This is a genomic window from Hyphomicrobium sp., from assembly GCF_019744875.1.
Classification (GTDB): domain Bacteria; phylum Pseudomonadota; class Alphaproteobacteria; order Rhizobiales; family Hyphomicrobiaceae; genus Hyphomicrobium_C.
On the sequence record NZ_JAIETU010000005.1, the window covers coordinates 280,102 to 304,361 of the forward strand.

Annotated in this window: 22 protein-coding genes; 11 read left to right on the forward strand and 11 right to left on the reverse strand. The window is 66.2% G+C overall.

All coding sequences use genetic code 11. The features are described from left to right. Positions 1 to 122: 122 nt before the first annotated feature. From rpe to K2Y42_RS11425, 3 genes are all read left to right on the forward strand, one after another. Positions 123 to 815: a ribulose-phosphate 3-epimerase gene (gene rpe, locus K2Y42_RS11415; RefSeq protein WP_291152405.1), complete on the forward strand. Its 693-nt coding sequence runs from the start codon at positions 123 to 125 to the stop codon at positions 813 to 815. A gap of 60 nt (positions 816 to 875) precedes the next feature. Then, on the forward strand, positions 876 to 2,120 hold the full coding sequence (locus K2Y42_RS11420; protein WP_291152407.1) for a cyclopropane-fatty-acyl-phospholipid synthase family protein: 1,245 nt from the start codon (positions 876 to 878) through the stop codon (positions 2,118 to 2,120). Positions 2,121 to 2,181: 61 nt separating this feature from the next. After that, entirely contained in the window at positions 2,182 to 2,541 is a 360-nt protein-coding gene (locus K2Y42_RS11425; RefSeq protein ID WP_291152409.1) for a c-type cytochrome, read from the forward strand. Between the two features lie 42 nt (positions 2,542 to 2,583). Here K2Y42_RS11425 and K2Y42_RS11430 read toward each other — a convergent pair whose 3' ends face one another. Further along, positions 2,584 to 3,078 carry a DUF2147 domain-containing protein gene (locus K2Y42_RS11430; protein WP_291152411.1) on the reverse strand — a complete coding sequence of 165 codons (495 nt, stop codon included), beginning with the start codon at positions 3,076 to 3,078 and terminating at the stop codon, positions 2,584 to 2,586. Positions 3,079 to 3,230: 152 nt separating this feature from the next. Between K2Y42_RS11430 and hrpB the strand changes: the two genes are divergently transcribed. Next, positions 3,231 to 5,882, forward strand: coding sequence for an ATP-dependent helicase HrpB (gene hrpB / locus K2Y42_RS11435; RefSeq protein WP_291152413.1), 2,652 nt, complete (start codon positions 3,231 to 3,233; stop codon positions 5,880 to 5,882). 176 nt (positions 5,883 to 6,058) lie between these two features. Here hrpB and rsmD read toward each other — a convergent pair whose 3' ends face one another. Further along, positions 6,059 to 6,616, reverse strand: a complete 558-nt coding sequence (gene rsmD / locus K2Y42_RS11440) for a 16S rRNA (guanine(966)-N(2))-methyltransferase RsmD (RefSeq protein ID WP_291152415.1) — start codon at positions 6,614 to 6,616, stop codon at positions 6,059 to 6,061. After that, on the reverse strand, positions 6,616 to 8,382 hold the full coding sequence (locus K2Y42_RS11445; RefSeq protein WP_291152417.1) for a pseudouridine synthase: 1,767 nt from the start codon (positions 8,380 to 8,382) through the stop codon (positions 6,616 to 6,618). The genes rsmD and K2Y42_RS11445 overlap by 1 nt, the downstream gene beginning before the upstream one ends. Positions 8,383 to 8,419: 37 nt before the next feature. Between K2Y42_RS11445 and K2Y42_RS11450 the strand changes: the two genes are divergently transcribed. Further along, positions 8,420 to 8,884: a nucleoside deaminase gene (locus K2Y42_RS11450; RefSeq protein ID WP_291152419.1), complete on the forward strand. Its 465-nt coding sequence runs from the start codon at positions 8,420 to 8,422 to the stop codon at positions 8,882 to 8,884. Positions 8,885 to 8,891: 7 nt separating this feature from the next. Here K2Y42_RS11450 and K2Y42_RS11455 read toward each other — a convergent pair whose 3' ends face one another. Continuing rightward, a complete protein-coding gene (locus tag K2Y42_RS11455) occupies positions 8,892 to 9,779 on the reverse strand; it encodes a patatin-like phospholipase family protein (RefSeq protein ID WP_291152421.1) in 888 nt (295 codons plus the stop codon). 176 nt (positions 9,780 to 9,955) lie between these two features. Here K2Y42_RS11455 and K2Y42_RS11460 point away from each other — a divergent pair, with 176 nt between their 5' ends. Continuing rightward, positions 9,956 to 10,363: a hypothetical protein gene (locus tag K2Y42_RS11460; protein ID WP_291152423.1), complete on the forward strand. Its 408-nt coding sequence runs from the start codon at positions 9,956 to 9,958 to the stop codon at positions 10,361 to 10,363. Positions 10,364 to 10,449: 86 nt separating this feature from the next. Here the strand turns inward: K2Y42_RS11460 and K2Y42_RS11465 are convergent, their stop codons facing one another. Continuing rightward, entirely contained in the window at positions 10,450 to 11,418 is a 969-nt protein-coding gene (locus K2Y42_RS11465) for a D-glycerate dehydrogenase (RefSeq protein WP_291152425.1), read from the reverse strand. Between the two features lie 290 nt (positions 11,419 to 11,708). On the opposite strand from K2Y42_RS11465, the gene K2Y42_RS11470 reads away from it, so the two are divergent. Further along, on the forward strand, positions 11,709 to 12,071 hold the full coding sequence (locus tag K2Y42_RS11470) for a hypothetical protein (protein WP_291152427.1): 363 nt from the start codon (positions 11,709 to 11,711) through the stop codon (positions 12,069 to 12,071). A gap of 227 nt (positions 12,072 to 12,298) precedes the next feature. On the opposite strand, the gene K2Y42_RS11475 is transcribed toward K2Y42_RS11470, so the two are convergent. Continuing rightward, a complete protein-coding gene (locus K2Y42_RS11475; RefSeq protein WP_291152429.1) occupies positions 12,299 to 14,980 on the reverse strand; it encodes a TonB-dependent receptor in 2,682 nt (893 codons plus the stop codon). Between the two features lie 458 nt (positions 14,981 to 15,438). Next, entirely contained in the window at positions 15,439 to 17,880 is a 2,442-nt protein-coding gene (locus tag K2Y42_RS11480) for a TonB-dependent receptor (protein ID WP_291152431.1), read from the reverse strand. A 580-nt stretch (positions 17,881 to 18,460) separates the two neighbouring features. Between K2Y42_RS11480 and K2Y42_RS11485 the strand changes: the two genes are divergently transcribed. Genes K2Y42_RS11485 through K2Y42_RS11500 form a run of 4 tightly spaced genes read left to right on the forward strand, consistent with a single transcriptional unit; the run spans position 18,461 to position 20,840 of the window. After that, positions 18,461 to 18,928 (forward strand): hypothetical protein, encoded by a 468-nt coding sequence (locus K2Y42_RS11485; RefSeq protein ID WP_291152433.1) that lies wholly within the window; start codon positions 18,461 to 18,463, stop codon positions 18,926 to 18,928. A 32-nt stretch (positions 18,929 to 18,960) separates the two neighbouring features. After that, complete coding sequence (locus tag K2Y42_RS11490) at positions 18,961 to 19,671, forward strand: MotA/TolQ/ExbB proton channel family protein (RefSeq protein WP_291152435.1); 711 nt, start codon at positions 18,961 to 18,963, stop codon at positions 19,669 to 19,671. Then, on the forward strand, positions 19,671 to 20,120 hold the full coding sequence (locus tag K2Y42_RS11495; RefSeq protein WP_291152437.1) for a biopolymer transporter ExbD: 450 nt from the start codon (positions 19,671 to 19,673) through the stop codon (positions 20,118 to 20,120). The genes K2Y42_RS11490 and K2Y42_RS11495 overlap by 1 nt, the downstream gene beginning before the upstream one ends. A 36-nt stretch (positions 20,121 to 20,156) precedes the next feature. Continuing rightward, entirely contained in the window at positions 20,157 to 20,840 is a 684-nt protein-coding gene (locus K2Y42_RS11500) for an energy transducer TonB (RefSeq protein ID WP_291152439.1), read from the forward strand. Positions 20,841 to 20,903: 63 nt separating this feature from the next. On the opposite strand, the gene K2Y42_RS11505 is transcribed toward K2Y42_RS11500, so the two are convergent. The 4 genes from K2Y42_RS11505 to K2Y42_RS11520 all read right to left on the reverse strand — a co-directional run bounded on the left by K2Y42_RS11505 (position 20,904) and on the right by K2Y42_RS11520 (position 24,209). Further along, on the reverse strand, positions 20,904 to 21,209 hold the full coding sequence (locus tag K2Y42_RS11505) for an HPr family phosphocarrier protein (protein ID WP_291152441.1): 306 nt from the start codon (positions 21,207 to 21,209) through the stop codon (positions 20,904 to 20,906). A gap of 17 nt (positions 21,210 to 21,226) precedes the next feature. Further along, the gene (locus K2Y42_RS11510) at positions 21,227 to 21,631 is read right to left on the reverse strand and encodes a PTS sugar transporter subunit IIA (protein ID WP_291152444.1); all 405 of its coding nucleotides are present in this window, start codon (positions 21,629 to 21,631) and stop codon (positions 21,227 to 21,229) included. A 192-nt stretch (positions 21,632 to 21,823) separates the two neighbouring features. Then, positions 21,824 to 22,300: an HPr kinase/phosphatase C-terminal domain-containing protein gene (locus K2Y42_RS11515; RefSeq protein ID WP_291152447.1), complete on the reverse strand. Its 477-nt coding sequence runs from the start codon at positions 22,298 to 22,300 to the stop codon at positions 21,824 to 21,826. Next, positions 22,275 to 24,209, reverse strand: coding sequence for a stimulus-sensing domain-containing protein (locus tag K2Y42_RS11520; RefSeq protein ID WP_291152450.1), 1,935 nt, complete (start codon positions 24,207 to 24,209; stop codon positions 22,275 to 22,277). Before K2Y42_RS11520 ends, K2Y42_RS11515 begins: the two co-directional genes overlap by 26 nt. Positions 24,210 to 24,260 lie beyond the last annotated feature (51 nt).

A 24,260-nucleotide genomic window follows, 5' to 3' on the forward strand; every position in this document is an offset into this window, starting at 1 on the left:
GCAACCCGCCCGGAGCGCCGGAAATACGGGCCCGGCGCGGGATGGCGCGCGCTGCGCACTTGTCGAGGCTGGCCTCGGCGTGTAGGCCATGGGGGACCAGCGACCCCCACATGGCGGACCACATGACCCGGCCCCTCATCATCGCGCCTTCGATCCTCTCGGCTGACTTCTCGCGTCTCGGCGCGGAAGTGGCGGCCGTGGACGCCGCCGGCGCAGACTGGATCCACCTCGACGTGATGGACGGGCACTTCGTGCCGAACATCACGTTCGGTCCGCCCATCATCAGCGCCATCCGCGGCAGCTCGAAAAAAATCTTCGATTGCCACCTGATGATCGCGCCCGCCGACCGCTACCTCGAAGCGTTCGCGAAGGCGGGGGCTGAGATCATCACCGTGCATGCCGAAGCCGGCCCGCACCTGGACCGCTCGCTGCAGGCGATCCGCGCGCTCGGCTGCAAGGCCGGCGTATCGCTCAATCCCGGCACGCACGAAAGCGCCATCGCGCACGTGCTGGACCGCGTCGACCTCATTCTCGTCATGACCGTCAATCCGGGCTTTGGCGGGCAAGCGTTCATTCCCGCGCAGCTCGAAAAGATCCGCGCCATCCGCCGCATGGTGGGCGACCGGCCGATCGACATCGAGGTGGACGGCGGCGTGACGCCGGAAACCGTGGGTGACGTCGTCAGGGCCGGCGCGAACGCCTTCGTCGCGGGCTCTGCCGTGTTCAAGGGCGGCACGAAGGACAGCTACGCCGCCAACATCTCCGCCATCCGCACCGCGGCCGAAAAAGCGCGGCTCGCGAAATCCGCTGCTTGAGGGCACTTTTCGCCCTGCCTTGCCTGGGGGCACGCCCCTCGCCTTGCCAAACGAGGTCACATGTTTCCGCTTTCGCACATGCTCAAGTCGTTCGTCAAAGTCGGCACGCTCAAGGTGATCGACGCTGAAGGGCGCACGCACGTTTTCGGCGGCCGCGCGGCGGGCCCGGACGTCACGATGCGGCTGACCGATCCGACGCTCTACCGTTCGCTGTTCCTCAATCCGGAGCTGGCGGCGGGCGAAGCGTACATGGACGGGCGCATGAGCTTCGAGAATTCGACGCTGCGCGACTTCCTCACGCTGTTCTCCAAGAACCGCCTTTCGCTCGGCTCGTACCCGCTGCAGAAGGTGCTGCGCGCGGCCTCGCGCGGGGTGAAGCGGTTCCAGCAGGCAAATCCGGTCGGGCGCGCGCAGAAGAACGTCGCCCATCACTATGACATCGGCAACGATTTCTACCGCCTCTTCCTCGACCGGGGCATGCAGTATTCCTGCGCCTACTTTACCAGCGACGACGACACGCTCGAGCAGGCGCAACAGAACAAGCTGCGCCTCATCGCCTCCAAGCTCGACCTCAAGCCCGGCCAGAAGGTGCTCGACATCGGCTGCGGCTGGGGCGACATGGCGCTCTATCTCGGCCGCATGGCGGAGGGCGTGCAGGTGGTCGGCGTCACGCTTTCGCGCGAGCAGTGCAAGCTCGCCAACGAGAAGGCGAAGGCGCTCGGCCTCGCGGACCGCGTGCGCTTCGAGCTGCGCGACTATCGCGAGCTGACCGAGCGGTTCGACCGCATCGTGTCGGTCGGCATGTTCGAGCATGTCGGCGTGGCGCACTACGGCGAGTACTTCGCCAAGGTCAACGAGCTCCTGACCGATGACGGCGTGATGCTGCTGCATTCGATCGGGCACATGAGCCCGCCCGGCACGGCGAGCCCCTGGATGCGGAAGTATATCTTCCCGGGCGCCTATTCTCCGGCCCTATCGGAAGTGTTCCCGGCCGTCGAGCAGAACAGCCTCTGGGTGACGGACTGCGAATTCCTGCGCGTGCACTACGCCAAGACGCTGGCGCATTGGGAGCAGCGCTTCCAGGCCAACCGGGCCAAGGTGGCGGAGATGTACGACGAGCGCTTCTGCCGGATGTGGGAGTTCTATCTCATAAGCGCGGAAATGATGTTCCGCACGGGAAGCCAGCTCGTGTTCCACATGCAGCTCTCGAAGAAGCGCGACGCGGTGCCGATCGTGCGCGACTACATCACCGACACGCAACGCGAGTACATCGCGCGTGAGCGCGAGCGTGGGATCGGCGACTAGGCCCTGTTAAGTTTTTATCAGTATACACCCCCGCAGACGCTGATGAGCGAGGTGGGGTGGAATGACCTGGAAAACTGCAGCGATTGCGGCGGTTCTGATGGGAGCGCTGGCACATGACACTGCGGCGGCAGAAGCTCCGGCCGCATTTCGCCAGTGCGCGGCCTGCCATTCTCCGGCCAGCGGCGCGCCCGGCATCGGGCCATCGCTCGCCCGTGTCTACGGCAGCAAGGCCGGGTCGAGACCAGGCTACAACTATTCCGCCAAAATGGTGCAGTCCGGACTGACGTGGGATGATCCGACCCTCGCCAGATTTCTCTCCGATCCCAAAGGAACGGTCCCCGGCAGCAAGATGGCGTTCGCAGGTCTCAAGAGGCCGGAAGATGTTTTGGCGATCGTCGCCTATCTGAAAACGTTGAGGTAGACCGGCAGTCGCGCCTGCGCGCATCCCGTGCGAGCGGCCGCTTCACTCGCTCTTGGGCAGCGGCGGCGCCGGCGGCACGCCGTCCTTCTCGCAATGGTAGGCGGGCTTTTGCACCCGGCTCCATACCTCGGTCGAGCCGAACAGCGGCAGCAGAACATATCCGCGCACTTCGATCTGCGTCGGGCTCAGCACCTGTGCGTAGCCGCTGAAGCCCATGCCGAGGTCGGGCACGTAGACGTTGCCGCCGCCCCATGTGCCATCCGGCTGCTTCGTGAAGCCTTCGATGACGCGCAGCCCGCAGACCTTCCGCGACTGCAGCGCCTTATCGGGATTGCGATAGTCCGTCAGCGGCAGGCGATCGGGTCCGTAAGGGAGGCGCAGCCAGACCACCTTGGCGCACATCGCGGCGCCGCACGGCCCAACCTCGAGCACGACCTCGCCGTGGGAGTCCATCCAGAACCCGTCAAGCTCGGTGGCGGAGGCCGGCTGAGCCGCCGCTGCGAACAGGACAGTGAGAAGGGCCGCCAGACGAAGCATGCACGTCTCCTGAGTGAGGGACCAAGGGGCCCGCAGGTTTCGGTGGGGCCGCATGGCAGGACAGGCCGGATATCGGCCACCTTGGCAGTGTTGTAAAGGCGGCTCGTCGCGGTGGCTCCGCATTCGGCGCCGGGCGTGCTAAGCCCGCCACGATGACGGACACCACAGCTTCACACGCCTCCCGGCGATTCGCACCACCTCTCCCGATCGACGACGCGCTGGCGCCGCTCGCGGATGCGCTCACGCGCGGGTCGAAGGCGGTTCTGATCGCGCCGCCTGGAGCGGGCAAGACGACCCGCGTTCCGCTCGCGCTCGACGGCGCGGCATGGCTCGCGGGACGCAAGATCCTGCTGCTCGAGCCGCGCAGGCTGGCCGCGCGCGGCGCCGCTCGCCGCATGGCCGCGACACTCGGCGAGGAAGTCGGCGAGACCGTCGGCCTCCGGGCGCGCCTCGAAACGAAGGTGTCGCGCAAGACGCGCATCGAAGTGCTCACTGAGGGCGTCTTCACGCGCATGATCCTCGACGATCCGACGTTGGACGGCATTGGCGCGGTGCTCTTCGACGAATTTCACGAGCGTTCGCTCGATGCGGATCTGGGGCTCGCGCTGGCGCTCGATGCGCAGGGCAGTGTGCGCGACGACCTGCGCCTGCTCGTGATGTCGGCGACGCTCGCGGGCAACCGCGTCTCGGAGCTGCTCGGCGGGGCGCCGGTGATTTCGAGCGAGGGGCGCAGCTACCCGGTCGAAACGCGTTATCTCGGCAAGAACCCGGCGCTGCGGCTCGAAGACCGCATGGCGGATGCGATCCAGCGGGCGCTGCGCGCCGACACGGGCTCGATCCTCGCCTTCCTGCCGGGGCAGGGCGAAATCCGCCGCACGGAAGAGCGCCTGCGCGAGCGGATCGATCCGGGCGCGGCGATCCTCGCGCCGCTTTATGGCGCGCTCGACCGGCGCGAGCAGGATCTCGCGATCTCGCCCGCGCCGTCCGGTCAGCGCAAAATCGTGCTGGCGACGGCGATTGCGGAAACCTCGCTCACCATCGAGGGCGTGCGCGTTGTGGTGGACTGCGGCACCTCGCGCGTGCCGCGCTTCGATCCGGACGTCGGCGTGACGCGGCTCGAAACCGTGCGCGTGTCGCGCGCCTCGGCCGACCAGCGCCGGGGCCGCGCGGGCCGCATGGAGCCGGGTGTCTGCTACCGGCTCTGGGATGAGGCCGAGACGGCGAGCCTGCCCGCCTTCAGCGAGCCGGAAATTCGCGCCGCCGATCTGGCGCCGCTGGTGCTCGATTGCGCCGAGTGGGGCGTCACCGATCCGCGCACGCTCGCCTGGCTCGACCCGCCGACGACGTCCGCGCTCGACGCGGCGCGCGAGGAGCTGGCGGCGCTCGGCGCCATCGACGACGCGGGACGCCTGACGGAGACGGGGCGGCGCTTGCGGTCGCTGCCTCTGCCGCCGCGCCTTGCGGCCATGCTGATCGCCGCCGCCGACATCGGTGCGGAGAACGAGGCGGCCGAGATCGCGGCCGTGCTCGTCGAGCGCGGGATCGGCGGCAACGATACGTCGCTCGACCATCGTCTCGAACTGTTCCGCCGCGATCGTTCGCGGCGCGCGACCGACATGCGGCGCATGGCCGAGGGGTGGGCGCGCACGGCGCGGAGCGGCTCCCCTCCCCCTGGTGGTGAGGGGTTGGGGGTGGGGGGACGCCCACCATCGGCTGTTCTGCAATCCCCCCCTCCCGGCCTCCCCCACAAGGGGGGAGGAGACGTGAAGCGCGAGGGGGGCGGGAACGATCACGCTCATCCGCACGCCCGTGCAAGGACGCGGCGAGGAGACGACGTCTCCACCGCGGCGCTGCTGGCGCTCGCGTATCCGGAGCGCATCGCGAAGGCGCGTGGCGCGCGGGGCCAGTTTCTGCTCGCCAACGGGCGCGGCGCGCATGTCGACGCGGCCGACGGCCTTGCGCGCGCGCCGTTTCTCGTTGTCGCGGAACTGCAAGGCAGCGCGGCGGCGACGCGCATCATTCTCGCCGCGCCGACGACCGAGGCGGAAGTTCTCGCATTCGCGGGCACTCGCGTTACGAACCGCGACGAGATTGCATTCGACCGGCCGACCGCCTCCGTCCGCGTGCGCCGGACGCGCCGCCTCGACGCACTCGAACTCGCCAGCGAGCCACGCGCCGCCGACCCTAGCCCCGACGTGGAAGCCGCGTTCGTCGCGGGGCTCACCGCGCTCGGTTCGGCGCGCCTGCCGTGGAGCAAGACCCAGCTTCAACTGCGCGACCGCGTCGCGTTTCTCAGCGCCGCCGGAAGCGGGGATTGGCCGGATCTCTCCGACGCGGCACTCACGGGCACGCTCGGCGAGTGGCTTGGGCCGTTTCTCTCCGGCAAGACGCGGCTCGACGAGATCGATGCCGAAGACCTCGGCGCGGCGCTCGACGCGCTGGTTCCGTGGACGCTCAAGCGGCGGCTCGAAGACGAAGCGCCGACGCATTTCGAGGCGCCGACAGGCAACCGGCACGCCATCGACTACGAGGGTGCGGGGGCGCCTGCGCTGCACATCCGCGTGCAGGAGCTGTTCGGGCTCAAGGCGCATCCCGCGATTGCGGGCGGCAAGCTGCCGCTGACGCTCAACTTGCTGTCGCCCGCGCACCGGCCGATCCAGATCACGCGCGATCTGCCCGGCTTCTGGTCGGGATCGTGGGCTGCCGTGAAGGCCGACATGAAAGGCCGCTATCCGCGTCACCCCTGGCCGGACGATCCCGCCAACGCGCCGCCGACCGCCCGCGCCAAGCCACGCGGGACGTGAGGCAACGGGCTATTCGGCAAAAAACGACGTCACGCGCAGCTTCACGCTGTCATCCTAGGCCTTGTGCCTAGGGTCCATTTCGGCGTCGAAGTTGCTGCGCTTCGCGAACAACATCTCTTCTCCCAAGCGGAAAGCTGGGTCCTCGGGACAAGCCCGAGGATGACAGTAGGAGCACGCTACGCGAGGCGCGCGAAGATGGCCTGGGTGTCGCCCCAGGTGCGGTGGTCGAGCTCCGTGAAGCCATCGGGCAAGACGATTTCGACGTTGGCGCGCTCTTCGAGCACAACGATTGCGCCGGGCGTGAGCCATTTGCCGTCGCGCAGCGCGACCAGCGCCTTCTCTCCCAGGCCCTTACCATAAGGCGGATCGAGAAACGCGAGCGCATAGGGCTCCATGTTTCCGCACGGGCCCAGGTCGGTCGCGTCGCGGCGGAAGATGCGGGTCGCGCCCGTGAGGCCCAGCGCCTCGACGTTGGTGCGGATGAGCGCACGCGACTCGGGCGCTTCCTCCACGAACAGGCAGTACGCCGCGCCGCGCGAGATTGCTTCGATGCCGAGCGCACCGGTGCCGGCGAACAGATCGATGACGCGTGCGCCATCGAGCGCAAACTCATTGATCCCATGCGCCAGGATGTTGAAGACGGCTTCGCGCACGCGGTCGGATGTCGGGCGAATGGCGTCGTTGGCCGGCGTGGCGAGCGCCCGCCCCCGGTGCGTTCCAGCAACGACGCGCATCAGTCGTCCTCGCCGTCGTGCGTGGGCTTGTGCTTGGGCTTCGCCTTGTGCGCACCACCGCCGCCGTGCTGTTTGCCGCCCTTCTTCGGGCCGCCGGCCTTGTCGTCGCTCTTGTCGACGAGACCGAACTCGGCTGCGAGCTGGGGCCCGAGCTGATCGGCCAGAACGCGGCGCCTGACGACCTCGGCTTGGCCGGGCTCCAAATCCAGCAACTGGAACGGCCCGAACGAAACGCGGATCAGCCGGTTGACCTCGAGGCCGATGCTTTCCATCACTTTGCGCACTTCGCGGTTCTTGCCTTCGCGGATGCCGACGGTGAGCCACGTGTTGGCGCCCTGGACGGTGTCGATCGCGGCCTCGACGGGACCGTAGCGAACCCCCTCGATCTCGACGCCCTCCTTGAGCGCGTCCAGCTCCGCCTGCGTAACGCGGCCCATGGCGCGCACGCGATAGCGGCGCAGCCAGCCGGTGGACGGCAGCTCGAAGTGGCGCGCCAGCTCGCCGTCGTTGGTGAGCAGGATCAGGCCTTCCGTATTGAAGTCGAGGCGGCCCACGGAAATGACACGCGGCAGGCCAGGCGGCAGATTGTCGAACACGGTCGGGCGACCCTGCGGGTCGTCGTGCGTGGTCACGAGGCCCTTGGGCTTGTTGTAGCGCCAGAGCTGCGACGGCTCGGCGACGGGCAGCGGCACGCCGTCCACCAGCACGCGATCCTTCGGCTTCACCTCGATGCCGGGCGATTTCAGAACTTCGCCGTTGATGCTGACGCGGCCGTCGGCGATCCAGCGCTCGGCGTCGCGGCGCGAGCAGAGGCCGGCGCGGGCCATGGCTTTGGCGATGCGCATCGGCTCGGACACGGCAGGGACGTGCGGCTGGTTGCGCTGTTTTCCGCCGCCGCCTTTGCCCGGACGCTCGGCTCTGGCGGCCTGCCACTCGGGCCTGTCCATGCGGTCGTAGCGCGAGCCCTTCGTCTCGGGACGCGCGCGCACCTTGACGCCCGGAGGCGGGTTGCCTCGTCCGGCATAGGCGCCCGGTCCGTGATCTCGATCGCCGCGTTGTCCGCCGCTTCCGGGGCGCTCGCGGAAACGATGGCCGGGCTTGCCGCCACGCTCGCTGCGTTCTCCGCGCTCGTCTCTTGTGCTGCTGGCGCGCGCGGGGCCTCCGTGCGTGCCGTACGGGCGTTTGCCAAACCGGCCGCCCGGCTTTGGCCCACGCGTTTCGCGCTGCTCGTTTCTGCCGCCGCGTTCTTCGCGCGGACCGCTCACGCCACCGCCGCGCGCGCCGCCCGTGCTGCCGCTGCCGAACGCAGGGCGCGTGCGGAAGCGCGTGCTCTTCTGGTTGTTGCGATCGAGCGGCTCCTGTCCACGGCGGTCGCGCCCGCCGCCTTGCGACGTGCGCTTCTTGAAGGTGAACTTGGCGCCAGGTCCGCGATTTCCGCCATCGTGGCTGCGGCCTCTCTCGTTGCGCTCGCCGCGCGGCTTGTCGCGCCGGTCTTCCGAGCCGCGGCCATCGGGGCGCTTGCGGAATTTGTGGCCGCCACCGCTCCGGGCCTCATCGCGCCCGCCGTCCCGGCTGTCGCGAGTCTTGAAGTTGCCATTGCCGTGCGGGCGCTTGCCCTCGCCCCGCGCACCGCCGGACGAGCGCCTGTCCTCGCCCGCACCTGCTCCGTCTCCCGGCGCTCCGCGTCCGCTTCCTCCCGGCGCTCCACGCCGGCCGCCAGAAGGCTTGCCCCGCGGAGGACGTTGACCGAAAAAGGATTTGCGCATGTAAGTCTGGCCTCGAAGCAATCAGGAAGACGCCCTTATGGCACCACAGGCCCACGTCGGCCACATGGAACTGGCGCTCGAGGAAGCCCGTGCGGCCGCGCTGCGCGGGGAGGTTCCGGTCGGCGCGGTGCTCGTTAACCCCGTCGGGCTCGTCGTGGCGCGGGCGGGCAACCGGACGCGCGAGCTGTCCGATCCGTCGGCGCATGCCGAAATGCTCGTGATCCGCACGGGCGCGGCGGCGCTCGGCAGCGAGCGGCTCATCGACCACGATCTCTACGTGACGCTGGAGCCCTGCCCGATGTGCGCCGCCGTGATCTCTTACGCGCGCATCCGCCGCCTCTACTACGGTGCGAGCGACCCCAAGAGCGGCGGCGTGGAGCACGGCCCGCGCGTGTTCAACCACGCCACGTGCCACCACCGGCCGGATGTCTATCCGGGGCTGGGCGAGGTCGAAGCGCGCGATGTGCTGACGGACTTCTTCGCCGAGCGGCGCGCCGAGTGAGATCGCCTCACGCGGGCGAGGCTGTGCGCGCCAATGCGCGTGTGAGCTTGGCGCGCAGCTCGTCCTTGGCGCGCTCGGCGGCGGCGAGGATCTCGGGCAGCCTCAGGAACTCCAGCGCCTGGAAGCGGCCCGTCCCGGCATCGATGTAGATGTCGGGCCGATGCGCCTTGAGCTTCTCGCGCACGATGGAGCGTTCGAACAGGAACGGCGCGGCGAACAGCGCCTCGAGCGCTGTCGGGTTCGGCCGCGAGGGCGACGGTACGGTCGATCCCGAGACATCGATGGCAACGACGATATCCGCTTCGCCCGCAATCAGGTCGAACGGCAAGGGATTGGTGAGACCGCCATCGATATGGCTGCGGCCGTCGATCAACACCGGCTCGAACAGTGCCGGAAGCGCCATGCTGGCCGCGACCGCGGGACGAAGCGCGCCGCTCTCGAACACGCGGGCTTCGATGGCGTAGAAATCGCTCGCCACGACGCGCAGCGGAACTGGCAGCTCCTCGAACGTGGCCGGCACGCCGTCCGGCAGGATGAGATCGAGCAAGGCGCCGGGCGCAAGAAACGCCGTGCGCGCGGAAAGATCCCAGATGCGACCGGAGCGGGGCGCGCGGGCGGCGAACAGATCCCGCACGAGACTGAAGCGTTTGGTGAGCGTTTCCTCAGTGTGCGCGCGAATGTCGCGGGCCGAGAGTCCGGCCGCGTAAGCCGCGCCGAAAATTGCACCTATCGACGTTCCCGCGATGATTTTTGGTTTGATATCAAGCTCGTCAAACACCTCCAGCATCAGAATATGCGCAAGCCCGCGTGCGCCTCCGCCGCCCAGCACGAGCCCGATCGACGGCGGGTCCTCTCCGCCTTTTGCCGCACTGCAATACGCGTCGCCGTCTGCCATGATCAGGCCTCAGAGATAGCTTCTCTGCGCATCATAGGCAGGTCCCGCGGCACACGACAAACGCGCGTGACAGTGGGTCCCCTGCTTCCAGTACGTGACTGCGACGCGCCGGCCGGAACCCGGTCCTCGAGCCAGACAAGCTCTGCGCGGCCAGTCATTTTTCGACGGAGTAAGACATGATGACCACCTGGGCCCGCGCTTCGACGGTGATGCTCGCGCTGGCGTTCTCATCGGCCTTTGGATTTTCCGCCCAAGCTGAGCGCTGGCCGGGCACAACGGCCTCGATCGGCGGCGCCATCGCCGCGCGCATCATCGCAGTCAAGTGCAGCCGCCCGACGTTGCCGGTCGCGCTGACGCAAGCCGAAATCGCCGAGCTCGACACCTACATCGACGAGCGCCAGACGGCGTTTATGATGGGCAGCAAGGCGAACCAGCGTTTCGGCGAGAGCGTGTTTCCGATCCTGGCGCGCGATTACGATCGCATCTACAGCAGCCCGGATGCCTGCGATTCCGCCTCGCGCGACATGGCCAAGGACATGCTGACCCGCGTGCGCCGCGAGCGCCAGGCCGCGTTCAACCAGTAAGCTCTCTTCTCAGAGCCTGAAAACAATTCGGGGCAGCCCGCGGATCAAACCGCCGGCTGCCCCGATTGCATTCCAGACCTTGTGTATTAGGCCAGCTTGAAGGGCATGTCCTTGCCGGCGAAGAACGCATCGATATTGTCGAGCGCTTCGAAGCCCATCTGGTTGCGCGCCTCAATGGCGGCCGAGCCGAGATGGGGGAACAGGAACGTGTTCGGCAGGTCGTAGTAGCCCTCGTTGATCTTGGGCTCGCCCGCGAAGACGTCGAGGCCGGCGTAGGCCAGACGGCCCGACTTCAGGGCCGCGATCATGTCCGCGTCGTTGACGAGATCGCCGCGCGCCGTGTTCACGACAATCGCGCCCTGGGGCAGCTTCTCAATCGTCGCCTTGTTGAAGAAGCCACGCGTCTCGGGCGTGGACGGCGCGTTGATCGAGAAGAACTGCGAGACGGAAAGCAGGCTGTCCAGGCTGTCGTGGTAGATGGCGTTGTACTTCGCCTCGACCTCGGGCTTGGCGCGGTAGATGTCAAAGTAGTGCACTTCCATGTCGAAGCCGCGGGCGCGCTGCGCGAGCGCCTGGCCGATCTTGCCGAAGCCGTAGATGCCGAGCTTCTTGTTGTCCAGGCGCTGGCCGACGAGCTGCAGGGGCTGCCAGCCGGGCCAGGAGCGCGTGCGGATCATCGCCTCGCCCTCACCGGCGCGGCGCGCCGAGCCGAGCAGCAGGAGCATCGCGATCTCTGCCGTGGCCACCGTGACGCCGTGCGGCGCGTTGCCGACCTTGATGCCGCGCGCCTTGCAGGCCTCGAGATCGATGTGATCGAAGCCGATCGAGAACGTCGAGATGCACTTGATGTTTTCGGGAACGCGATCGATGACGGCCTTGGGGCACTTCTCGTTCAGGGTGAGAAGGATCGCGTCGACCGACTTCGCCGTCTCGAGCATCTCGTCGACGGTGATCTTCGGATTGTCGCCGTGCGCGATCACGTCATACGTCTCGCGTGCACGGGCCATCGCGGCTTCCGGCAGTGGCCAGGTGATCAGAATCTTCTTTTTCGTCATGTCTCGCGTGTCCTTCCCGGAATTCGACTTTAGTGTGGGACTGGCCGCGATCCATGACGCATGCGGCACGCTCTGACAAGCCTTTCCGGGGCGTTTGCGACAAGCGCGCAGGTTTGCCGCGGTGCGAAAACGCGAAGCGGTGCGCGATCGCGGCGACGGGCGCCGAGCCCAGGCCCGATAATCCTTTGTTCACCATGACGTGGGCAGTGTTTTCTCATGTTTTTTGATGCCGGGCGCGGGCGACAGCCGGGCGCCGAGCCAGCGGGCGTGGCCGGGACGAGGATAGATCTATGAGGGCGTTCGTGCTCTTTCTGGCGCTGCTTGTGGCCATCAAGATCTGGGTTCAGGACAGCGTTTACAGGTCCGCGACCCAAGACGCGCTGGTGGCGGCCTATCGCGCCCGCGCTGCCCAGGCCTGTGCCGCCTCCGCCTCTCCCGCGGCACCCGCAGAAGGCACGGCCATCAATTGGCTGAAGGACGACAACGCCCACGTGACGATCGGAAAGCCGTCCGTGCCCGTGCACTTCTGGCAATTGGACCACGAACTCTGGGATGCGCGCTTCCGCCAGCCGTATCTGATGCTATCCGGCGAGAACGGCGTCTCCTGCGCCTACGATCTCATGGCGGACACGGCCGAAATCGTCCGCTCGTAGGCCGTTTCAGGCTGGGCCGTTCACACCGGGCCACTTCTGGCCGGGCCGTTTTCCCTCCACGCTCGCGCCCAAACGCGAACGCGGCACCCGTCGGGTGCCGCGCCGTTTCGCCGATGCGGGAGAAGCAGGCGAGATCCGGGCGAGCGCCGCACGCGGCACCCGCCCGGAATTCGAAAGCTAGAACTTGTACTTGAAGCCGGCCCACACGGTGCGGCCAAGGCCGGGCTTCATGCCGTCCTCACGGTCCGAGATGTACATCTTGTCGAGCAGGTATCGCCGGCGATGAAGATGCTGGCGCCCGTCTCGCCGATGTCCATGTTGAAGCGCGCGGACAGCAGCCAGATGCTCGGCACCTCGCCATCTTCGCCCGCCTCTTCGATCTCGCATTCGTACTGGCCGGGGGATTCTTCCTCGCACTCGAGTTCGCCCCCCATGCCATAGCGCGTGTTCGCTTCATCGGTGAAGAACGAGCCGCGGTAGGTCCAGGTCATGCTCGCGTCCCAACGCCAGCCGCGCTTCTGCTCGATGCCGAGCGTCAGAGCCGCCACGTGGAGCGGGACTTCCGGCAGGCGATTGCCGGAGAAATCCTCGCCGAGGTTGCTCGTGTCTTTGAAGATGCCGCGCGAGTACATGTAGTTGCCCTCGGCGAAGAGGTTCAGCGAACCGCCGGTGAAGGGCTGCGAGTTCAAGCGGCTGTAGAGCTCGAAACCGCTGATCTCGGCTTCGTTGGCGCGGCCGAACGAACGGTCCACGGCCGCATTGAACGTGGCGCCGAACTGATAGTCCTGCAGGCGCTGGTGGAAGGCCGAGGCTTCGAAGTCGAGGCCGCGGATGGCGGTCGAGCGCAGGCCGATGTTGAAGTTGTCGCCGATCTCGTCCTTAACCGGGAAGTCCTCGTTGCGGAGAACGCCGGTCGACATGCCGCGGTGGTAGCCGCCGAACACGGTCGTGCGATGCAGGCCGGTGTAGGCGAAGGCGACGCCGGGGAGCGCGTGGAAGTTGTCGAAGCTCTCCGTCGCGGGGTTCGGGTTGAGCACGAGGCCATCGATCTCAAGGCAATCGGCATCGCCGTAGTTGGCCAGGCAGTCTGCGGAATCGCCGCCACCCGCTTCGCTCTCTTCGCGCGCCACGACGCGATTGCGGCGGTTCGTTTCGTAATATTCGAAGCGAATGCCGGGCACGACGTTGAAGTCGCGCGCCACCTTGACGTTGGTCTGCAGGAAGGCCGAGACCGCGTTCGAGTCCAGCTCGCGATCGAAGATGGTCGCGCCGGCCTTGTCGCCTTCCTTCAGGATCTCGTCCTCGAGGCCGATGAAGTTGCGGTTGGTCATGTCCTGGTATTCGTAGCGCACGCCCGCCTGGATCGTCTGGTTGAAGCCCAGGATGTTGCGGTTGGCCCATTCGCCGCGAACCTCTGCGCCGACGTGGCGGAAGGTGCGGAGACGGCCGAACATCGTGTTCTCGCCGAAGTAGACGGAGCTGTCTTCGAGATCGCCCGGAGCCGGCACGTCGACGTCGAACACCGGAGGCAGGCCGCCGGCCGATCCATCGGGCTCGGATCCATAGGACATGAGCTGGTAGCGGTCGCGCGTGTGGTGGCCGGCATAGAAGCGCGTCGTGATGGTCGTGTCGTCGTCCAGGTAGGCGTTGTGCACGATCTGGCCGCGCCAGATGTCACCGGCGTACGTGTTGAGGCCCGAGCTCGGCGCGAAGCACGTCTTGCAGTGCTTGCCGGTCAGGAACTGGCGCTCGGCCAGTCCTATGAACTGCTCGGCGACCTGCTCAGCCTGTGCCTCGGCGTCGTCTTCGTCCACGGCGTTGAAATCGCCAAGCTCATAGTTTCCGAGGAAGTTCTGCTCGTCATAGTTGTCGCGCTGGCGGGCATAGGACGACGAGACGACGAGGTCGGAGCTGACGCCCTTCCAGCCGATCGCGCCATAGAAGTCGTTGAAGCGCAGACGCTCAGTGTCCCAGACGCCCTGCGTGTTGCCGCCGGTGTACGAGGCGACGATGCCGACGTTGCCGACCGACTGGCGGGTGTGCGTGTGCCAGCGCATCGAGATGTCGTTGTCGGAGCTGCCGAAGATGGTCGGGCCGTCGGGTTCCGGACCGCTGCCCGGTCCGTCGCCTTCGAAGGCCGTGAAGGATCCGGCCCGGCTCTTCGTCACGCCGATGGCGGAGCTGATGACGGTCTCGTTGGGTCCGAACGGCGAGATGTTGCGGGCGTTCACGACGCCGAAGTTGTTGTTGGGTCCGTGCGTGATGACCGTGCCGCGGATCACCTCGACGCTTTCGAAGCGATCGATGGGGCCCCAGTAGTGGACCGATGGGTCGAGCCAGAGCGCCAGGTTGACGGCGTGGCCGTCTTCCATGACGAGCACCTTGCGCGACCGGCGGGCGGGCGAGCCGCGCACCGCCACGCCGCCATGGTGGGCGGCGCCGTCGTCGTTGATGATGATGACGCCGGGAACGCGCGACAGCGCTTCATTGACGTTGCGCGGCTGGTTCTGCTGCAGGACTTCCGGCGTCAGGTTCGTGGCGGCCGAGGCGAAGCCATCAAGGTTGGTCGGGATCAGCGCGGTCGGGTTGACCGGCGTCTGGGCCGACTGGGTTGCGCGCGCGGCGGCGCCGGCACTGGCGGGCGAGCCGTAGATGGGGTTCTGATCGGCGGGCGGCGTCTGCTGCTCGACGACATCCGGTTCAGGCGGCTGCGGCGCGGGCGAGGCGGCCTGCTTCTTGGCCACGGGCGCGGCCTTCTTGGCGGCCGGTGCCTTCTTCTGCACGACCTCGACGTCCGGCAGCGCCTGCTGGGCAGGCTGGGCTGCCTGCTGCGCTCCGGCCGACGCCGATCCGATGCAGGCGGCGCCCGCCATGAGTGCCACACGCGTCAGCTTGCTTTGACTAAACATCCCGATCCACTCCCTCAAAACCCATTCCCCCCGGTGGGCCGTTGGGCGTTTGCATGCCGTCGGCCACTTTCTGGTCACTTTCAGCAATGTCGAAGGGAAGGGTTGGGAACAACGGGCGCTTTTTCCCGATTACGCCGGGTCACCTCCAAAAGTAGTGCTCTGTTGCTGTACAGCATCAAAATCATTCAAAAACAATCACTTAGATCGTGGTAACCCGTCCGTTTTTATACGGATGACACGAGGTTTTTGCCCTGATGGACATTTGCCGAGGTTGCAAGGACTGCACGATGCTGAACGGCGTGAATTGCGGGTGAGTCGACGGGTTTCGCGGCCCAAGCCCGGTCAGGAGGCCGTTTGCAGGAGAGAAATCCACGCCCCGAAGCGCGCATCGCGCGCACGAAAAAACGCCCGGCATTTCTGCCGGGCGCTCAGAATTGCAGACGGGATTTACGTGCAGTCTAGAACTTCACCTTCACGCCACCGTAGGCGGCGAAGGGCATCGAAGGAGACATCGTGCGGGCATCGGTGAAGCCCGGGCCGCTGAGGTCGGGAACCTCGTCAAACTCGAAGTAGGTGCCGTAGAGGCCGTACTTCTGATTGAACAGGTTCTTCACGAGGCCATAGACCTGGATGTTGTCCGTGATGTCGTAGGACGTGTGCAGGTCGACGCGGGTGTAGCCCGGCAGGAAGGCATTGAGCCCCTCGTCTTCCGACACTTCGTTGGGGAAGTACGGCGAGTTGCTGGACGCGATGACGTCCGCACCGAACTTCCACTTCGAGGTCAGCCAGTAGTCGAAGCCCATCTTGAAGCGGTGGCGCGGGATGCCAGGCAGGCGATCGCCAGCTTCGAGGAAGGCGCACTGGCCGCTGGGATCGTCGCAGGTGTCGAGCGTGGCATCGACGAAGGCATACGAACCATAGACGTTCCACCGGCGCGTTTCGTAGGTCGCCGACAGCTCGGCACCCTGGCGCAGCGTATCGCCCGCGTTGACGAAGAAGATGCGGCTCGCGCCACCGGCATTCGTGACCGTGACCGGCAGAATGTCATCGGACGCGAGCGTGCGGAACAGACCGGCGCCCCAGGTGAACTGGCCGCCCATGTACGTTCCCTGCCCGCGCAAGCCGACCTCGGCCGTACGACCGACCACCTGCTTCAGCGGCGGGTCGTCCGTGAGGAAGCTTTCGATGAGGCACGGATTGGCTTCTTCGGCGCAGCCCAGCTCGGCCGGCGTCGGTGCGCGGTTCGATTCCGAGTACCCGCCGAAGACCGAGAGCCCGCGCATCAGCTTGTAGTTGAGGCCGGCCTGCGGATTGAAGCGCTCATACGTGTTGGTCGCGTTGAGGTTCGGGAAGAGATTGGTGTTGTCGTGCAGCTCGATGGTCGCGTTGTTATAGCGGCCGCCGACGGTGACCGTCAGGCGATCCGTGACATCCAAAGCGTTCGAGAAGTAGAGGCCCCAGTAGGTGTTCTCGGAGTCGAGATCGCGAGGAGCGAGTTCGTTTTCCTCGTCGCGGATCGTGACGCCAGAGCCCGTGACCACGTAGCTCGGTCCGAGCTGGCCCAGCTCGCTCGACGTCCGGTAGTTCGAGGTGCCGTGATCATAGGAGACGCCGGCGATGAGCACGTTCGGGCGCCCGAACAGCGGCGACTTTTCCTGACCTTCGATGACGCCGCCCCAGCTTTCGCTCTTGGTGTTCAGGCGCTCGATCGAGCCCAGCGGCTCGGGGAAATCATCGGCTTCGAGCAGCTCGCCAGTGACGGCGTTGCGGATGAAGTTGTCATCGTCGTCCGAGCAAAGCCGCTCGACGCCGTTGTCATCGCACTCCTCGAGCTCCGTGACGTTGCCGTCGACGACGGCATTCTTGTAGCTGCGGTAGTAGCCGACGCCCGAGAAGGTCAGCGTGTTGGTCGCCTTCACGGTGCCGGAGATCGTCGGCATGAAGACTTCGAGGTTGGTGGTCTGCGGCGACGTGAAGGTATTGCTCCACGACCGCTGCAGCAGCTCGATGGGAGCGGCCGCGGTGGCGCCGAATTCGTTCTTTGCGGCGGTCAGGCTGAAGTGCAGCTCAGCCATGCTGCCCTTGAGGCCGATGTCGCCGTAGAAGCGCTTGATCTCGCTTTCGGAGAAGTCGCGGAAGCCGTCTTCCTTGATGCCTTCGGCAGCGACGTACACGGACGCGTTGCCGCTCGAAGCACCAGCCTGGACACCAACCTGGACGCGGCCGAACGAGCCGGCCATGACGTCGACTTCTGCGCCCTGGTAGCTGAAGCCGTCCTTCATCAGAATGCTTACGGCGCCGCCGACGGCGTTGAGACCGAAGGACGGGTTGTTCGAGACGACCGACAGCGAGGCGATGGCGTTGCTCGGCAGCACGTCCCACTGGACGGTATCGCCGAAGGCTTCGTTGATGCGGACGCCGTTTTGATAGACGGCCAAGCCCTGCGAGCGGCCGCTGACCGGAGAGGCGTCGAAGCCGCGATAGGAGACTTCGGCGCGCATCGGGTTACCGGCGGCGTCGGAGAGGATGATGCCCGGCACGTTCTGCTGCAGAGCCTGCTGGACGCTCGACGTTCCTTCGCGCTCGATCTGGGTGTCGGTCACGTTGGTGACGGCGCTCGGCACGGTGGCGGGCGGCGCAAGACCGCCGTCAACGCCCGTGCCTGCCGCTGCGGATCCGCCGCCGGCAGAGCTATCAGGTGCCACGGTCGTAGCCGGCGCGCTGCTGAGCGGCGACACGGCGACGGCCTTCTTCTTGGCGCGAGCTGCCTTCTGAACCGGCGTCTCCTGGACGACATCGACCGCCGGAAGCTCTGCCTCAGCGGCCGCATCCTGAGCGTTCGCCATCGATGGGCCAACAGCCAGGGCGCCTAGGACGACGGCGGTAAATCTGGTTCTCATTACGATTAACTCCCCTTGTATCCCGTCGTAGGCTGAGCGATGCCCAGGGCCACTTATCGACGGTCGTTCCCCCCGCAAAGGTACTTGTGTTGTTTCCAGGGGGTCAACGACGCAGGAAGTAAAACCCGTGTTTGGATCTAGTTTTCCCGATTTATGTGACTGATTAGCATCGGGAATTTTTCCCGATATTTCGGGAACTACTCCGCTTTTTGAATATTCAAGCTATAAATGCGTAGATGCTTTCGAGTTGCTGATAATCCTCCATCGGTAGTTTCACACGTTGTTTTGATGGCGCACGACCGCGAGTCCCGCAAATGCCAAACAGGTTTCAAGCAACCTCGCGCCTCTCAGTTGATTTGGGTCGTGATTTCGCGATATTGAGCCGCGACAATCCAGCGACGAACCTTCACAACTCTTCGCGAGCTCGGTCATGGCTTTTCGGCTTCCCCCGAGAACCCGCAGGACGGCGGTCTGGTGTCAGGTTATAATGAACCATCTCAATGGCCACGGATCTTCCATGCCCTGACACGGCCTGGGCGACACTCCAAAAGGCCAGTTTTGTCAGTCTAGGAGGACGTACTTGATCCGTCAGATTCGCACTCATGGCCCGTGGCTTGCTTTCGCCGCGCTCGCCGCGTTTTCGTTCGGCCCGGCGGCAGCTCAAAACGCCGCCCCCGCCCCAGCCGCTGCTGCAGGACCCAAGGCGCTGACCGTCGAACTCAACAAGCTCGAACCGCAGGGCGGCGGCTGCCGCGCCTACGTCGTCGTCCAGAACGATGACGAGACGGCCTACCAGGCCTTCAAGCTCGATCTCGTGCTGTTCCAGAAGGATGGCATCATCGGGCGTCGCTTCGCCATGGATCTCGCCCCGCTCAAGGCCAAGAAGCGCACGGTCAAGCTGTTCGATCTCGACGACATCTCTTGCGACAAGATCGGCAGCTTCCTCATCAACGACGTGGTGGATTGCAAGTCGGACGCCGGGCCGGTCGAGAATTGTCTCGCAGGAACGACGGTCAAGTCGCTCGGCGACGTCCAGTTGACGAAGTAACGCAATCGACGAAGCAGTAAAGGGTATCCGTCGTGGAGCAGATTACCGTCGCAACCGGTCACGATTTTTCTATCTACGGCCTCGTCCTGCAAGCCGATCCGATCGTCAAGTCGGTGATGCTGATGCTCGTCATCGCGTCGGTCGCGTGCTGGGCCATCATCCTCGAAAAGATGGTTCGCCTCAGCACGCTCAGCCGCGACCTCAAGCGGCTCGAACGCACGGTGCGCGACGAAAGCCCGGCTGACGCGCCGCGCGGTCTCGTGCGCACGCTGCTGACGGCGGCTCATCACGAAGCCGAAGAGGGCGCGAGCCGCAACGAAACGCGCTCCGATCTACGCGGGCGCCTCGAACGCGCCATGCGCTCGTCGCTCCGCTCGGAACTGCACCGGCTCGAAGTCGGGCTGCCGTTTCTTGCCACCATCGGCTCGGCGGCGCCGTTCATCGGCCTGTTCGGCACGGTGTGGGGCATCATGAACAGCTTCACCTCGATCGCCCAGCAGAAGGACACGTCGCTCGCGGTCGTGGCGCCCGGCATCGCGGAAGCCTTGTTTGCAACCGCGCTCGGACTAGCGGCCGCCATCCCCGCCGTCATGGCCTACAACATGATTGCCGTTTCGCTCGGCCGCGCCTCCAATCGCGCCGGGTCTACGATTTCCGAACTCGCCAAGCGCCTGTCGCGCACCCCGGGTGAAACGTTCGCGCGCAGCAACCCTGAAGCCCTGCGCACGGGGACGGCTTCCTGATGGGCATGGCGGCCGGAAACGGATCGCCCGCGGGCGACGACGAAGAAGCAGGTTATCGCCCGATGGCCGAGATCAACATCACGCCGATGGTCGACGTGATGCTGGTGCTGCTGATTATCTTCATGGTCGCTGCACCGCTGATGGTGGCCGGCGTGCCGCTGGAGCTGCCCAACACGTCGGCCGCGCGCGTCAGCCAATCGAAGAAGGCGATGGTGGTGTCGCTGGCCGGAGACGGGGCGCTCTACATTCGCGAGGAGCAGGTGTCGTCGGATTCGCTGGTGCCGCGCCTGCGCGAGCTGCGCGCCACGGAAGGCGACACGGTGGTCTATGTGCGCGCCGACAAGAAGAGCAACTACGGCGACGTGATGGACGTGCTGGGCCGCGTCGGAGAAAGCGGATACGGGCGGGTTTCGCTGCTGTCGCAGCCGAAGCCGAAGGGCGCGCAGTAGGGCGAGAGTTTAGGTGGGGACGAGGTGAGCACGTTCATGAGCTTACGCGCTCTGACATGGATGATCTCCTTTCTCCTGCACGGGGCCGTGGTGGGCTTCTTCCTCGTGTCGACGGGCGGGGCTGCGCTCGAAGAAGGAACCGGCGAGGACACCTTCATCGTCGAGCAGGGCGTCTATAGCGAACGCATCGAAGCGGTGGAGGCGCCGCCGCCCGTGCCGCTGGCCGCCAAGCCTGTCGAGGAAGTGAAGCCGGTCGAAGAGGACGTTCCGCACGTCATCGGTTCCGAGGCCGGGCCCGAGCAGGACAAGATCGTGCTCGAGGAGAAGCCGGAAGACATTCCCGAAGTGAAGGAAGAGCCGAAGGTCGCGGTCGCCCAGCCGACGGAAATCGCCGTCGACGAGCAGAAAGAGACCGGCGAAAAGAAGTCGGGCGGCAGCGTGACTGCCATGTCCGCCTACCGCGGCAGGCTGTTTGCGCACATCTCCAAGAAGAAGGTCAATCCGCGCTCGAAGATCGCGGGCACCGTCGTCGTGCGCTTCAAGGTCGGGCCGCAGGGCGAACTGCTTTCGCGCGAGGTTGCGACGAGCTCCGGATCGAAGCTGCTCGACGATGCGGCGGTGCAGTCGATCGAGCGGGCTGCGCCGTTCCCCAAGATGCCCGAGGACGCGACAGACGAGTCGATGGTGGTCTCGGTTCCGTTCAAGTTTTCGGTGCGATAGCGCGATTGCGCGGCGGGCCTTGCTGCCCGCGCCAAGCCTTGCGCGAGCGCCGTGGCCAGGCTCTCAGTCTTCTTCGGCCAGCTCTTCGCCGAACCCTGTTTCGACGAGATTGACGAGCGCTTCGAGCGCCTCGGGCCCTTCCTTGCCTTCGGCGGTGATGTAGAGCACCGATCCCGGCCCCGCTGCGAGCATCATCAGGCCCATGATCGACGTGCCGCCGACAGTCTGGCCGTCGCGCGTGACCGTGACGGTCGCCTTATAGGTCTCGGCGAGCTTGACGAATTTCGCTGAAGCGCGCGCGTGCAATCCCTTGCGGTTGACCACCGTGACGACGGCCTCGGGACGTTTGCTATCGCGTATCTCCGGCATACCGTCTTTCCGCCGCGCTACTGTTCGCCCGACAGCTCTTGGCTGGCGACCTTGATGTATTTGCGCCCGGCCTCGCGGGCAAGCGTGACCGCTTCATCGAGCGGCAACTCGCTGCGAAGACCTGCGAGCTTGACGAGAATGGGAAGGTTGATGCCGGCGATGATTTCCACCCGTGCCTCGTCCATCACGGAGATGGCCAGGTTGGAAGGCGTACCGCCGAACATGTCGGTCAGAATGATGACCCCGGAGCCCGTTTCCGTGCGGCGTACCGCGTCCAGGATCTCGGCGCGGCGGGCTTCCATATCGTCCTCGGGACCGATGGATATCGTCTCGAGGTTGGATTGATGCCCAACGATATGTTCAAGCGCCGCGCGGAATTCGACTGCCAAGCCGCCGTGCGTGACGATCACCAGTCCGATCATCTGTCGGTGCCGAAGTTGTTTCGAGTTGGAAATTCCAAAGCACAGGCCTCGACCGCGAGACCCGCACTAACTCTCCATGGCGTCACGATATTCTCCGTGTGGCATGGTGCTGGCGGCCGCCCCCGAACCGCTCTCACGCGGGCGGAGACTTACAGGGGTTCGCGGGCAACGCAAGGGTTTTCCTAATGCCGCTCACGGGGGAGTTAACGCCTCAGGAGAGCGCGCAAGAGCCAAGATCACCTTCAACGGCGCGGACGCTTCGAAGGGCGCGAGCCGGAGCAGGGGAACCGCCGCACCAAGAAGCTCTGTCGTCAGCTTTTCGAGGGGCATGCGCGGCACGAGATCGGGCGGGACGAGGTCGATCGCCAGCGCCACGCTGGCTGCCGAGCAGTAGGGAACCTCGACGATCCCCAGCCCGCGCACCTCGATCTTGCCGGCGATGGCGGGCGGCGGCACGGCAATGATGCCCCGGCCGTTGCGGGTCAGCCAGACCTGGTCGTCGGAGAGCAGCTCGACGCGCGGCAGGCCGATGACCGGTCCGGCGGCGATGCAGCGGAGCGCGAGATCGGATTTACCGGCACCTGATGGGCCGCGGATCAGAACGGCCTTGCCATCGAGAGCCAAAGCGGTCGCGTGGACGAGTTCAACCGCGCTCGCGGAGGGGGTCATGGTATCGATCCGATGCGGGGCGGCGGGTGCCGGCGGGGCCCGATCGCGCGGAGGCCAGGAGGCCGGGCAGGCGCACGACAAAGCGCGCGCCTTTCGGGCGACCGGCTACGCCGTCGACGGCCGTCTTGTTCTCGGCGGTGATCTCGCCGCCGTGGGCGCGGACGATTTCGCGCGAGATCGAAAGACCGAGACCGGAGTTCTTGCCGCGAATGGCTTCGGTGTCGGGGCGGTCGGTGTAGAAGCGGTCAAACACGACCGTCAGGCGATCGGACGGAATGCCGGGGCCATGGTCGTCGACCGTCAACTCCACGGTCGGGCCGACGCGGCGCACCCTGACCGTCACCACCTCTTCTTCGGGCGAGAACGAAACCGCGTTGTCGACGAGGTTGGTGAGCACCTGGCCCAGGCGGCCGTCGTGGCCGTTGACCAGATAGGCGCCGTCGAAGGCGGCCGGCTCGACGGCAATCTCGACGCGGCGGGTGTCGCCGGACAGGATATCGCGGAAAATCTGCGCCACGCTCGTGACGACGTTGGTGACGTCCACGGGGCCCATCTGCTGGCGCGCCAGCTCGGCGTCGAGGCGGGAGGCGTTCGAGACGTCGGTGATGAGCTGGTTGAGGCGCTTCAGCTCGTTCTGGATCTGGCGCACCACTTCCTTTTTTTGCTCGTCCGTCTTGGCGTAGGCGAGCGCTTCGGACATCGAGCGCGCAGCGGTCAGCGGGTTCTTGAGCTCGTGGGCGACGTCGGCGGCGAAGCTTTCGCTCGCTTCGACGCGCCGGTAGAGGGCCGCCGTCATGGCGGCAAAGGCGGAGGCCATCTGCCCCACCTCGTCGTTGCGTTGGGAGAAATCCGGTAGCTCGTGGCGGGCGCTGATGTTGCGGCTGACGAGATCGGCGGACGCGGACAGGCGGCGGATCGGGCCCGCCACGGTGCGCGCCAGCAGGAACGCGCTCAACAGCGACGCCAGGAACGCAAAGGCGGCCAGCACCCAGATCTGGTCGCGCTGGTCGGCGATGATGTCGTCGATCTCGCCCGGGCGGGTCGACATGAGCAGCACGCCCTGGACGACGGAGGCGCGCTTGATCGGCACGGCCGTCGAGACGATCTGCTCGCCCTTGTCGTTGAGCAGGAGCATGGCCGAGGGCGTTCCGTCCTGAAGCGCCTTGCGCACTTCCGGATACGACGTGCCGTTGGCGTTGCCGATCTCCTTATAGACGGGCAGGTCTTCGCCCATCATGCGCGACTTGAGGCGCGTCCAGAAATCCTTCGGGCGCATGCGGCTGTCGCTGGCGACCTTGGGCTCGTGGCGCGTGAGCTGGCCGCGCCTGAGCAGGGTCGCCGAGTCGATGACCAGCGTTCCGTCCTGACTGTAAACGCGCGCGCGGCGCGTCGTCGGTTCGATCAGGCGGCGCAGAATGGGCGCCACGAGCTCCGGGCGGATCGACAGCTCATGAGCGGCGAAGGCGTCCTCACCCGAGCCGCCGTCGTCGGCGTCGGGCATGGCCATGTTGTCGGTATGGATGACGATCCGGCCCGTCTCGACACGCGCGTTGCCCGCGATCGCGGCGGCGATGATCTCGCCCTGGACGCGCAGGGACTCGCGCTTGGCGTCGATCAGCCAGCCGTTGTTCTCGGAGAAATAGAGGATGCCGCCGATCATCACGACGAGGCCGCCGAGGCTGGCCACCAGCACGCGGCGCAGCAGGCTGGCGCTGACGAAGCGCACGGGCGGAAACGCCTGCCACCACCGGGCCATGGCGGCGCCGGCCTTCGTCTGCTTGCGCAGGGGATTTTTGCGCCGCAGATAGCGCAAGGGCAGGGCCACCGTCCCAGCGGCGCGGCGCGCTCCGGCCAGGATGGCCTCGGAGCCCGCTGCAAACGTCGGCGATCGCTCGGTATCGAGCGCCATAAGACCTCCAGTGCGGTCCCGGGACTATCCGGCTGGCCGGTGGTTTGACGT